Source organism: Pseudoalteromonas piscicida, from assembly GCF_002744175.1.
Lineage (GTDB): Bacteria > Pseudomonadota > Gammaproteobacteria > Enterobacterales > Alteromonadaceae > Pseudoalteromonas > Pseudoalteromonas piscicida_B.
In genome coordinates, this window is record NZ_NKHF01000056.1 from 1 (window position 1) to 14,065 (window position 14,065).

10 protein-coding genes are annotated in these 14,065 nt (G+C 43.4%); 8 read left to right on the forward strand and 2 right to left on the reverse strand.

Annotated features, from left to right (window positions below; all coding sequences use genetic code 11):
- The first annotated feature begins 186 nt into the window (after positions 1 to 186).
- Together CEX98_RS12665 and CEX98_RS12670 are read left to right on the forward strand one after the other, a co-directional pair.
- Entirely contained in the window at positions 187 to 1,101 is a 915-nt protein-coding gene (locus tag CEX98_RS12665) for a zinc dependent phospholipase C family protein (RefSeq protein WP_099642425.1), read from the forward strand.
- A gap of 1 nt (position 1,102) precedes the next feature.
- Complete coding sequence (locus CEX98_RS12670; protein ID WP_099642426.1) at positions 1,103 to 1,507, forward strand: hypothetical protein; 405 nt, start codon at positions 1,103 to 1,105, stop codon at positions 1,505 to 1,507.
- Between the two features lie 81 nt (positions 1,508 to 1,588).
- Here the strand turns inward: CEX98_RS12670 and CEX98_RS12675 are convergent, their stop codons facing one another.
- Positions 1,589 to 3,217 (reverse strand): cyanophycinase, encoded by a 1,629-nt coding sequence (locus tag CEX98_RS12675; RefSeq protein WP_099642427.1) that lies wholly within the window; start codon positions 3,215 to 3,217, stop codon positions 1,589 to 1,591.
- A gap of 639 nt (positions 3,218 to 3,856) precedes the next feature.
- Here CEX98_RS12675 and CEX98_RS12680 point away from each other — a divergent pair.
- The 4 genes from CEX98_RS12680 to CEX98_RS12695 all read left to right on the forward strand — a co-directional run bounded on the left by CEX98_RS12680 (position 3,857) and on the right by CEX98_RS12695 (position 11,227).
- On the forward strand, positions 3,857 to 6,781 hold the full coding sequence (locus tag CEX98_RS12680) for a TonB-dependent receptor domain-containing protein (RefSeq protein WP_099642428.1): 2,925 nt from the start codon (positions 3,857 to 3,859) through the stop codon (positions 6,779 to 6,781).
- 36 nt (positions 6,782 to 6,817) lie between these two features.
- Positions 6,818 to 8,221: a putative basic amino acid antiporter YfcC gene (gene yfcC, locus CEX98_RS12685; RefSeq protein ID WP_099642429.1), complete on the forward strand. Its 1,404-nt coding sequence runs from the start codon at positions 6,818 to 6,820 to the stop codon at positions 8,219 to 8,221.
- A 4-nt stretch (positions 8,222 to 8,225) separates the two neighbouring features.
- Positions 8,226 to 9,392, forward strand: a complete 1,167-nt coding sequence (iadA, locus tag CEX98_RS12690) for a beta-aspartyl-peptidase (protein ID WP_099642430.1) — start codon at positions 8,226 to 8,228, stop codon at positions 9,390 to 9,392.
- 290 nt (positions 9,393 to 9,682) lie between these two features.
- The gene (locus CEX98_RS12695) at positions 9,683 to 11,227 is read left to right on the forward strand and encodes a methyl-accepting chemotaxis protein (protein WP_099642431.1); all 1,545 of its coding nucleotides are present in this window, start codon (positions 9,683 to 9,685) and stop codon (positions 11,225 to 11,227) included.
- A gap of 312 nt (positions 11,228 to 11,539) precedes the next feature.
- Here the strand turns inward: CEX98_RS12695 and CEX98_RS12700 are convergent, their stop codons facing one another.
- A complete protein-coding gene (locus CEX98_RS12700) occupies positions 11,540 to 11,932 on the reverse strand; it encodes a hypothetical protein (RefSeq protein WP_099642432.1) in 393 nt (130 codons plus the stop codon).
- A gap of 424 nt (positions 11,933 to 12,356) precedes the next feature.
- Between CEX98_RS12700 and CEX98_RS12705 the strand changes: the two genes are divergently transcribed.
- Complete coding sequence (locus CEX98_RS12705; RefSeq protein WP_099642433.1) at positions 12,357 to 12,764, forward strand: hypothetical protein; 408 nt, start codon at positions 12,357 to 12,359, stop codon at positions 12,762 to 12,764.
- A gap of 92 nt (positions 12,765 to 12,856) precedes the next feature.
- Entirely contained in the window at positions 12,857 to 13,786 is a 930-nt protein-coding gene (locus CEX98_RS12710) for a M14 family metallopeptidase (protein WP_099642434.1), read from the forward strand.
- Positions 13,787 to 14,065: the final 279 nt, after the last annotated feature.

The following is a 14,065-nucleotide window of genomic DNA, read 5'->3' on the forward strand; positions in this document are numbered from 1 at the left end:
TAAACCACTTCCTACCGTGGTGGGAGCGAGTTAACCTCGCGATTTTTTGCACCGCAAATCGGCGGGTAAACCACCTTCGACTAAGCTAGGCTGTGGTGGGGACAAATTTACCGATAAGATTCATAATTTGTAAGTTTGTTTTATTACACTAGTATTAAGGGCAGGTTTCAGAACAAGGAGTCACGTATGCCAGGTGCATTTGCCCATATTACGGCCGCTAATATCGCGACTGAGAACAATGCGTTGCTGACAATGAATATGCCAACTGAGGCTAAACGCATTCTTAGCAATAAACAAAAGTATGTGGAGCTTGGTTGTGTTTCACCAGATTACCCTTATTTGGCGGTCGGTCAATCGGCGCAAAATAAGTGGGCTGACTTGATGCATTACGAGCGTACCGGAGAGATAATTAAAGCGGCTATAGCATACTGCCAAACACAAGAAGGGCAAGCTCAAGAAAAGTGCTTTGCTTGGCTTTGCGGTTATATGTCTCACGTTGCCGCTGACATCACTATTCACCCCGTTGTGGAATTAAAAGTTGGCCCCTACGAACAGAACCAAACAGCCCATCGCGATTGTGAAATGCATCAAGATTCGTTTATCTGGCAACGACTAAATTTAGGTGAAGTAGGACTTGCCGATAGAGTCAAACTTAATATCGGTTCATGTACTAACGCCGACGGCACTTTTGATACTGATATTCAACATATTTGGCAGCATATCTTAGCACTCGTCCACGCTGACTATACAGATAATGTAGCACCAGACTTTGAAGCTTGGCATAAGGGCTTTCAACTGGTTGTCGATACTGTCGAAGAAGGTTATCGACTTTTCCCTCTCGCGCGACATGTAGCCGCTGGTAGCGGTCTTTTTTATCCACGCCAAGATGAAATAAACCAAGACTACATCGAACACTTAGCTACCCCCGATATCCCTATGCATTACGATAAGATTTTCGATAAAGCCGTTAATAACATTAGGTACTATATAACCATTGTCGCTAACGCTGTGTTTGAGAGTAAAGCATGCGGAGAAATCCGAAACTGGAACTTAGATACCGGTAAAGATGAGTCGGGTCATTTAACCGCATGGGAGCGATAACATGAAATATATAGCACTGGCCGCCGTTATTGTGTTGTCACTGGGCTGCACCAAGACAGCATACAGCAATGACCCTGAAGATATGGCTGATCTTGCTTCTCAACTCAAAGATATTGCTGCCGCTGTGGATGGAACTTTAAAGTTCAGCACCAATAAGTTTGACGATCCACAAACGCTACTACTGGCTGCGATTAATAACGACACCAGCAAAATTGCACCGTTTGAGGGTTATCAACTCAAGGTAGAAACGCAGGCAAACCACGCAGTCCTGTTGTTATGCAAAGATGAGGTGATACTGATTGAAGATGCTGGCTGCACCGCACAGTCTGACATTCAACATTGGCAATCGGAACAAAAGCAGGCATGCCAACTAACCATCAATACCACCGAGGTATGCAAGTCTTAACCTGGTTATTGCCGAGCAGTAGCCTGCAATTTAGCTGGTCACGCTCGGCACAGGGTTCACTTTAGGGTTCAACACTGCGGCTCAATCAAGAACCCAGTTTATAGCTATGTTTTTCACCAAGTACATACCACTTTCTTGTTTGTCACAGCGGCTTTCGCTGGTTCGCGTTATATAAATTGTAGGCAAGTTATGGTGGGATGCTTCCACTTGTTTAGTTTGTTCTGCGCACATTTTCTGCACTACATCACGCAGTGCATTTTCCTCAAGGAGATGACTCACCGACAGCCCTTTATCTTTAATTTTTACCGATGGTTGGGCGTTTTTTGCTACATTATTTAATGTTGAAATAAGGTGTTCACTGCCCGCGGGATAAAATGAGTAGTAAAAACGCTGTGGAGTGAGAGCTGTGATCACAACCACACCTTCTTTACCTATTACAGAAAAGCGTCCGGTGGTATTTTCAAGCTTTAGTGCCGTGGTTTCATCTACACCAAAACCAAACTTTTGTCCACTTTGCTGAGCAAGCACCGCAAGCCGGAAGCTTCTGCCTCGCTCACTGAAATGTGTATCTAAAATGCCATACGAAAAGGTCCCAAGCCCACCCGCGGCGTCATAAGTTAATGAGTCAGTATTTAACTTGCCACACCCACCATGCTTATCGCAATTTTGCGCAGGTGCAGCAGCATTTAGCGCCCCACTTTGCAATGCCTCTATACTGCTACCATTGGTGATCATGGGAACGTTACCAAAGACATTGTTCCCACCTGACTGCACCGCTGTACCAGCACTCGTCCCAATCACTATCGGTACTTGCTTTAATGCCGCAGTCCAAGGATAGGGGGTTTGCGTATCACTAGAGTACATGACTTGTTTGGTCAGCGACTGATCGCCGCCATTGAACATGATAGCATCGGCGCTTTTTATTTGTCGTGTTAGTTGTTCGATACCACGCTGACACAATTTGTACTCACTCAGTGTCCTATCGGGATAAACGGCTTCTCGATTATAAACGCCGTTAAGCGTATTTCGGTACAGCTCTAGGTTTTTACAAGCGTTGTTATTGATTGCAGCGGCTAGTGCAGGAGTTAATGGTAACCATTGTGCGTCAATATCATAGTCTTGAAACAACCCTTGATAAAAATCAGCAGACTCATAAGGATCTCGAGATGACGCAGTCACAAGTAATAATTTTTTATGCTTAGTTTTAGTAATACTCGCGACAATATCTTCTAAAATTTCAGTACTCGCTGCTTCATTATTCCCCTTGGTATTAACCAACTCAGGGATCCGCTTATGCTGATACAACAAAGGCAGCTCGAGCATATCAAAGAAAAAGTAAAACTCTTTATTGCTCCAATCTCGGTATAGTTCACCATCCAACTGTTTAACCCGTTGGATAAGATCAGTTTTAGACAGCGCCTTATTTAGCGGTAACTTTTCCAGTAGTTTTAAGGTGCGCTTAAGATGCTTTTGATTTGCGGTAGGCCAACGACTGGCAAATCTTTTTGTTGCCATTTCATCAACAGAAAATAATAAATGTGTTTTTGCAGCAGCAGAAAACTCGACATTTTTTTCACAATTTTTTGTTGCCATACTAGAGCAAGTTTTAAGTGCACCACCTATTAAATAAAGTGTTTGTGCAGAAGGGGTTAAGCTGAAGAAAAGCGTGCTCACCGTGATAACTGAGCGGATAAAAAACACAACATTCATGATAAATTCCAAACAATTTTGTTAAAAACGACTTGTCAGCACAAAAACGCTTGTGCTATAAATTTTAATGAACATTGCAAAGAGCAAGCTAGCACAAGCCAGTTTGCATTGTCAAAAAACACGAGATGAAACTATGTTGAAGAAAGCGTTCAAATTTGTTTGCTACTTCTACTCACCTCACTACCTTTCTGAGTGGTTCGACGAGTAGACACACGGTGTAATACCGTGGTGTTGTCTATTGAATGCAACCCCACCTCTTAATTTCTTATAAAAATTAAACGGCCGAGTATAGGCGCAGTATCGCGATTTTTCGCAGTGGCGTGATCCTTATTCGTGCAGCTGGTGCTGTAGGCGCTTTGCTATCATTTTAGCAAACACCCAAGTACCAATGTGTCGACTAATCATCACAAAAATAATACCAAATATATTAAGTAAGTGAGCTATTTGAAGCACCGAAATAGCGTGAGTAGCTAGGCAAAAATTTTGCTATTCATTTGTTCTAAATGAGAAGTTTTTAACGACGCTAATATGCTATTTCATCATTCAAATTGATTAGGGAATGAATTCAATTGGTATAAATACAGAAATAACGCCACTTGCCTTTACTAAGCCCCTCATCAACAGAAAGTAGGTGAAGTAATGTACAACAGACTATTTATAGCAATTTCAGCAGCCTTGGCTGCTTCTAGTTTAACAGCTCAGGCGGAAGAACAAGATAATCAAAACACAACCTCGGTTGAGCGAATTGAAGTTACGGGCTCACGGATCAAAGGAGTTGATCTTGAAGGAACACAGCCTATCACCATACTAAGCGCAGAAGATATTGACCGCTCTGGCGCCTCGTCCATTTACGAACTGCTGCAAGATATTCCGCAATTAAAAGGAGGGTCAGGCACCTTCTCTACCAGCGAAAGCGGCAGCACATCGACCTCAACTCCCGCAGGTCAAGCCGCTGCAAGCCTTAGAGGTATGGGCCCTTCAGCCACATTAACCTTAATCAACGGTCGCCGTGTCGCCCCTAGTTCTTTTGCAGCTGGCACTCAAAACTTTGTTGATGTAAACGCTATTCCACTCGCTGCAATTGAACGTGTTGAGATTTTAGCCACTGGCGCCTCTGCAATTTATGGCGCCGATGCTGTAGCAGGCGTAATTAACTACATTCTCAAAGACAATTATGATGGTGCTGAGCTAGAAGTGAGCTATGGGAATAGCCTAGAAAGCTCCGATGAAGGGAAAAGTCAAGTTAACCTCATTTGGGGAACTGAGATCGGTGATGGTAACCTGATGCTATTCGCTGACTTTTATGACCGCAATCAATTCAACGCAACAGACAGGGATTATCTAGCAACACCAAACCTAGTAAATGGTTACTCTTATCTGCCCAAACTCGAGAACACACCAAATATTTATTATTACAGCAGTCGTGATGGCAACGAGCTTGCAGCTCCCGGTTGTATGAGTGAGCTGGTAACCACTGAGTATGGTGAACAGATCTGCGCTTATTATGGCAATCAAGACGATGTGTTACGAACACCATTTGAGAGCATGTCGGGTGGCGCCATGTTTAATCAACAGCTTGGTGATTTAACATGGAAAACCGAGTTTTTCATCAGTAAAACCAAGTCCACTGCATACTCAACACCAGCCGCAATCAATCAGCTAGATGATGGTGAAGGCCCTTGGGTGAAAGAGGATGCCCTATTCATTTTTGACGAGCAAAATGGCAATAATCCATTACTAGAGTCACTCTATATCGACCCATTCGATACCTTACTTGGACAAGAGCAATGGGGCTTTCAGTTTGATGCCCGCTTTAATGCGCCACGCACCATTGAGGTCGAAAGTCAGAATATGCGTTTGGTCTCTAGTTTAGAGGGCCAACTAGGCCAATGGGATTGGGTATCGGGGATCATGTTTTCTGAGTCAAAATCTGATCAGGTAGCTACCGAAGGCGTTTACAATCGCTATAAATTCCACGCTGCTTTGGCCGGAGAACTCTGTAACGATGGGAATATTGCAGATATCAGCAATGGCCAGTTAAGCTGTGGAAATGCTAGCCTACTGGACTTTTACAACCCATTTTTAGTAGGTAATAGTGCTAACGATGCTACCTTAGCCCTGACTCAAGCACGTCCAACAAGGGAAGGAACCAGTCAGATTTATAGCTGGGACTTTACTATCTCAGGTGAATTATTTACGTGGCAAGATATCACGGTACAGTCCTCCTTTGGTGTTGAGGCACGAAATGAAGAGCTTTCAGACACGCCTTCTCGCGATGCCGTTGCGGATGCCGCCAATGATTATCTAGTTGATGTATTTGGTTATGGCTCAAGCATTGCAAATGCGCAGCGAACACAACTAGGTGCATTTGCCGAACTATATATTCCCCTTACCGACACCGTAGAGATGCAGCTGGCAGGCCGTTATGACCACTTTGACGACTTTGGCTCAACATTTAACCCCAAAATTGGTATTAGTTATCGCCCAACCGATGCATTAATGCTCCGTGCGGGCTGGTCAACTTCATTCAGGGCTCCATCTTTAACGCAAGCGGGAGTAAAACTAAGAACCACCACCTCGACTTTTGATTGCGGCGCTAACCAAGCGGTTGCCGATCTATACTGTGAGGGAGATGGCACGCAAGTCACTGTAAATTCACTGGAGCTCGGTAATAGCCAGCTTAATGCCGAAGAGTCCGAGTCACTATCTTTGGGGGTTGCTTGGAGTCCAACTCGTGATACCACAGTTACCATTGACTATTGGCAGTTTGAATACACAGATGTCATCGATACCAACATGACTGCTGTACTCAACCGAGCTATCAACGATGCCTCTTTGCGCCACTGTGGACTTGTTCCTGAAGGCCAAATGGGAATTTCTTACGATGAGGACGTGTGCAGCGTTACCGACGCCCAAGGTTTGAGCATCGCGCAACGTGGCGCAAATCTAGATGAGATTTTAACTGCTTATATCAATGAGTTTGATCCACGCTCACAAAGCTTGCAACTGTATCGTGACCACGTTATCCAGCTAGAGAACACGGGGAGCCAAGACATTGCAGGGCTAGACATTAAATTTGACCATAGATTTAGACTCGAAAACGCAGATTTAATAGTCAAGCTAGATGCCACTCATTACCTTGAATATGAGCGCAATAAACCCGGTTCAGATGAAGCTGAAGAACTCGTAGGCACGTTCAGATACCCAGAAAATATTGGCAGAGTTTCATTAACTTATAACGCCGATGATTTTTATATCTCGCTAGGGGCAAACTATACTGACAGCTACGCTGATGATATTGAAGGGCTACGAGGAAGAGAAATCGATGAACTTGCTGAGCTTGGCAAATTGGATAGCGAATCACAACGAGACGTTGACAGCTGGACAGTGGTAGATGTCAGTGCTGGTTATCAATTATCTGACGATCTAAGGGTGAGACTCAGCATAGATAACCTTTTAGATAAGAAACCACCTACAGTGTATGGCTCTTCTCGAGGCTTCGATTCGATTAATCACAATGCGTTTGGGACTAACTATACGCTGGGATTAACTTACCAGTTCTAATGGAGAAATGGGGGCAACCCCATTTTCGTTATATTTATGCGAAAAACGATAAAAATGCCCGACGCATTTGTTATTTTGCTGGTGATTGCAGGACTCTGTTATGGGGTGTCACACTTCATTTTGCCTGGCGCTTTTGACCTTAAAGGCACACAAGAAGCGGTTGCGCTCTCGCAGTTTTCTCAAGCGCAAGCGCCCGCTCCTATGCCTTTGTTTGCCACCCAAGGCGAAGCAGGTTTGTTTAATGTGCTTTTTGAAGGGCTAGTGAGTGGTGATAGAAATGGCGCAGCTATTGGTGTCATTGCGTTCATTTTAATCACTGGCGGTGCGTTTGGCGTACTGATGCAAACTAAAGCCATCGACAATGGCATCATGGCATTGATCAACTCCACTCAACGTATAGATTGGTTATTTATCCCCTGCCTTTTTATCACTTTTGCCTTGGGAGGAGCCATTTTTGGTATGGGGGAAGAGGCCATCGCGTTTTGTATTGTGCTCTACCCTATCATGCAACGCCTTGGTTATAACGCTCAGGTCACCGTACTGGTCACTTATGTAGCAACACAAATTGGCTTTGCCACCTCTGCAATGAATCCATTTAGCATTGCCATCGCGCAAAGTATTGCACAATTACCGGTATTCTCCGGCGCCGAATTTAGGGTAGCACTTACAGCCTTATTTACGCTGGTTGGGTTGGTTTTTACCATGCGCTACGCCGCAAAAATCAGAACAAGTCATGATGCCATTGCCGCAAGTACCGCTCCAGATAAATTAGCGCTGGTAGACAAGGCCTTGTTACTAGCATTCTTACTGGTTATTGTTTGGGTGATCTATGGCGTCACAGCAAAAGGCTATTATATTCCTGAGCTAGCGACACAGTTTTTTATCCTCGGACTGGTTATTGCCGCCATCGCCAAACTTGGTGGGCGTCAATCCATCAGCCAATCCGTAGATGCATTTAAAACTGGAAGCGCAGAGCTATTACCTGCAGCACTATTGGTGGGACTGGCAAAAGGGCTGGTGTTATTGTTAGGTGGTAGCGATCTACAAACTCCATCCATTTTAAATACCCTACTCTATTACGCTGCAACCTTAATAACCCAAGTACCCGATGCACTGGCCGCTTGGTTTATGTACGTATTTCAATCCCTATTTAACTTCTTTGTGTCATCAGGCTCCGGGCAGGCTGCAATCACAATGCCCATCATGGCGCCGCTTGCAGATTTAATTGGCGTGTCGCGGCAAACCGCGGTATTGGCTTTTCAACTGGGAGACGGACTCACTAATATTATTATTCCCACTTCAGCAAGTTTGATCGGCTGCTTAGGCGTGGTCAAGCTTTCTTGGAATGATTGGGTGCAGTTTATCTGGCGCTTTATGTTACTTCTTTTCACCTTAGCAAGTGTGGTTACCCTATTTGCTCAGCTAACAAATTATCAATAAATTTATGCTAACACTTATTAAAAATGTTGAGCTTTTTACTCCAAAAAAGCTTGGAAAACGCGATGTGCTCTTTGCTGGAGGAAAAATTCTAGCAATCGAAGAAAAGATTGAATTAAACAGCAGTATAGAATTCTCTCTGATTGATGGCTCGTCATTTCTTTTAACCCCTGGGTTTGTTGATGCCTTAGTGCATTTTAGTGGTGGAGGTGGCGAGGCGGGTTTTGCAAGCCGTACTCCGCAAATGAACCTTACTGATGCCACAAAACACGGGATCACCACAGTAATAGGCGCACTTGGCACCGACGATGTAAGCAGAACCCATACTGACTTAATTGCAAAAGCTAAAGGACTTAAACAAGAAGGATTAAACGCATTTTGTCATACCGGCTCTTATCATCTACCTATCAAGACCTTGGGCCATAGTATTCGTCACGATATTATGTATATCGACGAAATAATCGGTGTAGGCGAAGTGGCTATTGCCGATCACCGCGGTACACAGCCGTCAGTCAAGGCGCTGGCAAGCGTTGCCGCAGAAGCAAGAACGGCGGGGCTACTGAGTGGGAAGCGAGGCACAGTTTCCATTCATGTTGGTACAGGTGTTGAGCATTTGCAGCTACTGCACGAGGTTGCTCAGTCGACTGAAATACCACTCAATCAATTTTACCCCACGCATATGAACCGCAATGCTGAGCTGCTAACTGCGGGCATCGCTTTTTGCAAAGCTGGTGGAACGATTGACTTTACCACAAGCACGACTGAGTATGATCTTGCCAATGGCGAGCTCGCCGCAGCTGAGGCACTGGCATACTGTTTAGACAAAGGCGTTAATCCGCAACAACTCACTATGAGCTCAGACGGACATGCCAGTTTACCCATCTATAATGTGCACAATGAATTAGTTGGGTTTGAAGTCGGCTCGGAGTCGTCACTGCTTAGTTCGTTTCAACAAGCGGTGCAACAATTTGATGTCCCCATTGAGCTCGCGTTGCAATCCATCACCGCCAATCCTGCGCATATCTTGGGCTTAGACAAAGGAAGGGTTTGCGTCGAAGGCGATGCAGACCTAGTACTACTTGATGCCGCAACACTCACACCACATAGCGTCTGGTGTAACGGTAAAAAGATGGTAGATACGTATCAGCCACTAGTGACTGGTTTCTTCTCATAAAGTATAAGGCGGCGCACTGCCGCCTTATACTTGGTTGTTCTCCTAGCCTGCAGAAGTAATCTTACCGCGGGACAACAACTTGTACTGACATTAGTTACGTTCAGTAACATGAATATATTTTCATTTTGTTGATTTAACACAATGAAGCTGAAGTCGGCGTTACGAACTTATGGAGCCGTGATCTTGGTCATTAAATGCGGTGTTAATATCCCGATTTTGTAAAAAATGCTTCTGAGTATAAAGTCTTAGATTTATATTTCTCCGGTCGTCAGCTACCGAGATAAAAAACAATGCCAAACACAACAGGTAGGGAAATAAAGTTAAAAAAGCACAGTGTGCTGCTTTCAACCACGGATCTGGACAGTCGTATCACCTATGCCAATGAATCATTTTGTGACATTGCAGGATATAGCATGGATGAAATGTTGGGACAACCTCATAACTTGGTACGTAATCCAGATATGCCAAAGGCAGCATTCAAAAATATGTGGTCAACCATTCAACGTGGTCAGTCTTGGATGGGACCTGTTAAAAACTCAGCTAAGAATGGCGATTACTACTGGGTTAATGCATTTGTCACCCCCATCAAAGATCCTCAAGGTAGAGTCTCAGAATATCAGTCCGTTAGAACTTGCCCCTCTCCAGAGATAATCAAACGCGCAGAGAAAACCTATGCGACGCTTGATTCAGAAGCGCCAATCCGTCGCTATAATAGTCACTCGCTCGCACTTGCTTTAATGTTATTGGCGACTGTATCTGTTGCAATTTTGCCTCTGTTTGATAGTTTTTGGGTAACCCTCATCCCCCTAGTTTTGCTGCTTAGCGCCACAGGGTTAATGCTGCAATTTAGCAAAAAATACACTCATCTATTAAACCAAGCAAAAACCATTTTCGATAATGATATCATGTCGATAATTTACGGTGGGTCTCGCGATAGAATTGCAGATATCAGCTTGGCATTTGAAATGCAAAAAGCCAAAATTGCAGCCGTTATTGGACGAGTGAATGACGTTTCCTTACAAGTTAGCGAAAATGCAAAACTCACCACCCAAAGCGGTCAATCTGTCTCTGAATTACTTAAACAACAAACCAGCGAAGCCAAAGAAATGGTTGTATGCATGGAAGAGTTTTCGCAAACCATTGATGAGCTGTCAGAAAACGTTAATCATGCCGCAGATGCCGCCAATCACTCAGAGCAACAAACAGGGCTGGGGAAATCAGCAGTTAAAGATGTAATCGACTCTATCCATTATCTTGACGAGCACCTGATGGAGGTCAACAATGCCGTTAATCGCCTAGTCTCTGGCAATGACAGAATCCAAAATATGCTGAGTGTTATTAACTCCATTGCCGATCAAACCAACTTACTGGCACTTAACGCAGCGATTGAGGCTGCTCGTGCTGGCGATCATGGTCGCGGTTTCTCTGTGGTTGCAGATGAAGTCCGTACCTTAGCGCAACGAACACAATCTTCGACAGAGGAAATTACCACGCTATTAAAAGAGCTCAACGACATATCTAGCTCAGCAGTCGAATCCGTCCAAAAGAGTAATAACCTGTCAAACCAAAGTGTTGACCTTGCAAAAAATAACGGTTCGAGCTTAGATACAATTCAAAGCCATGTTATGCATTTGGCCGATTTAAATCGCAGCGTTGCCGCAGCCATTGAGCAACAAAGCTGTGTTGTAAAGCAGATAAGCCTCAACGTGGAGAGCGTAACAATGCTGGCAGAAAAAGGGACAGAACATGGCGAACAATCGTTTGCTTTAAGTCAAGAGTTACTGCATCAGATAGAACAACAAACGCGTTTAATCCAGCAGTTTTCTCATGCATAAACGAGATGATTACGGTAAAGTTAGCAGTCGCAAAGCAAGCTAATGTCACTTAAAATTAAGCGCATTGTGGTGCTTATTTAACTTGAACTTGGAGTCAGAAGTTAGTTAACCAACTAAAATGCCTAAGCTCAAAAGCGTAATACCACGCTAGCCAGAAGTTATTTCTTAATGCAAGGCAAGTTTGTGTGTCAATAGCTGGCAGTTTAACGCAGTAGTAAGGGATAACAGCTGCTAGAGAACAAGTTGTTATCCCAAGTTTAGGTTGTTGAGCATAAACCCACAATGCATTAGTTGGTTAATGACCATGTTGCGTTACAGCTCCGCCTCTAATATAGCCAAAGCTTCCTTCTCGGCTTGTTTTACGTTGCCATCAGCTTCAATAACTCGTACAGCAAGATCTTTTGCTAGCTTTCGCATCGGTTCATCAACAATGTTATTCATCCGGTGCTGTACATAAGCTTCAATATCATCATTTTTAATTGCGACTACAGACTTGGATAGGCTGTCTTCTATATAGTCATCAAGTGCGATGGCTGAATTCCATTGTAGGCCTTTCGCCCATTTTCTGACGACATGCTTTTCGCTTTCACTGATCACACCATCGACACCGATAAACAGCAACGCAATGTCGAGCAATGCCTCTTTTTGCATTTGGTCAACACAAATACCTGTATCAAAGTGGTTTAATAACTGTTCAAATTTCATAATTCTTCCTTAACCTTTTTCTGTAGTGCATGTTACAGATAGTTCAAGATGGAACAAAACACCGATAGAATATAAACAATATGCTAACTTTACTCATTTGTCATATTAAAAAAGTGCAAGTTGCATATCCCCCGATAACAGTGTGGTATTAAAAACAGTAAACTACTTTAAATTCAAAACCCTAAACCAACATTAAGGCAAATTAATGTGGTAAATAGTCGACATCCACTGAATCGCTTTTAACAATAAACACAGTAATGGTATTTACGACAGCAAACATCATACTAAACAACTAGTTCATTCCAAATTACGCAACTATAAAGATTGATTTGAGAAGAAAAAATCATTTGCTCCATATTTGATTCATTTTGTTTCAATAATTTGCACGCTCTCAAAATTTCTCATTAAAAGAATAGGAACAATAATGAAAGAGTTAAAGCTAGGAATGAACCTCTCATTTTTTATTTCGCTTTCTATGATTGCGCTAAGCTTACTTGTTTTGGACACCTTTGTGGTTTCAGAGCAGATCAGTTTAATGTCCTTTATCCAGATGGCATCATCAGTAGCGATTATTTTTTATATCGTAGCGGGGTTGTGGAGCATTTTCAGCGGTCAAAGTAGAGTAAGGGTCTGTAATCAAGGGGTAGTTTATCAAAACCTACTAGGTCAAAAACATTATATTCCCGCAGAAGAGGTCAAGAAAATTTCCGTCGAGCGCCTGCTTTGGTTCAGCTATACCAAGCTTTATTTAACAACTGGCGTGCTAAGAATTTGGTCCTTTAAGCCGAGCTCGGCGCAACAACACAGCCTAAAGCAACTAGGCTACTTCTAATACTTAGCAACAGTTTGCTTGCGCTCAGCGCATATAGTTGCTTTCAAATCTGACCATTGCGTATGATGTCACAAATTTATAGCGAGGTTAGTATGCAAAAACAATATCCAATAGGTACGCTAGGCGTACCTTGGAGCGCCGCCGAAAAGCAGCAGTGGCTCAGCACTCAAACACTAAAACGCTCTTACTTCGATGAAGTTGTGACTCAAATCGAGCAATTAACACAAGCCTTTGAAGTAACTGAATATGGGCAACTCAGCTACTCAACTAAAACGTATCCTCTGTTTGCTTTAACAACCAAACGCTGGAACACAGATAACCCAACGATACTGGTTACTGGTGGCGTACATGGTTATGAAACCAGCGGTATTCATGGTGCCTTGGCTTTTGCAAAGTCAGAAGCTGCACAACATGAAGCGGATTATAACTTTATAATCTTGCCATGCTTGAGCCCTTGGGGATACGAAACAATTAATCGCTGGAACCCAGCCGCGGTTGATCCAAACCGTTCCTTTTATGAGGATAGTCCAGCTCCCGAATCGAGACAGGCTATGCAGTTTGTTCAAAACAAGGTAGCCGAGGTACTTTGTCACATCGACTTACATGAAACAACGGATTCTGATAACTCAGAGTTTCGTCCGGCCCTAGCCGCTAGAGAAGGTAAAGAAAACCATAATTGGAATATTCCTGATGGGTTTTACCTAGTAGGACATACCCAAAAACCTGAAGCGGCATTCCAAGAGTGTATTATTGAGGAAGTCGCAGCAGTGACGCAGATAGCGGATGCCGATGAAAATGGTCAACTTATTGGTGTGGCAATTGAGCAACATGGTGTGATTAATTACGATGGGACCGCTTTGGGTCTGTGTATGGGGATGACCGAAGCCCCTTTTGTTACCACTACAGAAGTATACCCTGACGGCAAAAATGCGACCCCTGAAAATTGTATTGCAGGTCAAGTCGCGGCCATTCGTGGTGCAATTAAGTACTTGAAAAAAATAAATAACCTGAACCAGGGATAAGAAGTTAGTTAGCTAACAAAAGTATCTAATCCCAACAGTGTAGTATCGCACTAGCCAGAAGTTATTTTTTAATAAAAGGAAAATTGGTGCGTCGATAGCTGGTTTATTGCAAGCAAATTTAACACAGTTAATAAAGGATAACAGCTGCTAAACAGCAAGTTATACCAAATGTATTAAGTAAATGCGCTATTTGAAGCGCAGAAATAGCGTTAGTAGCTAGGCAGAAATTTTGCTGTTTAGTTGCTCTAAATGAGAAGTTTTTAACGACGCTACTATGCT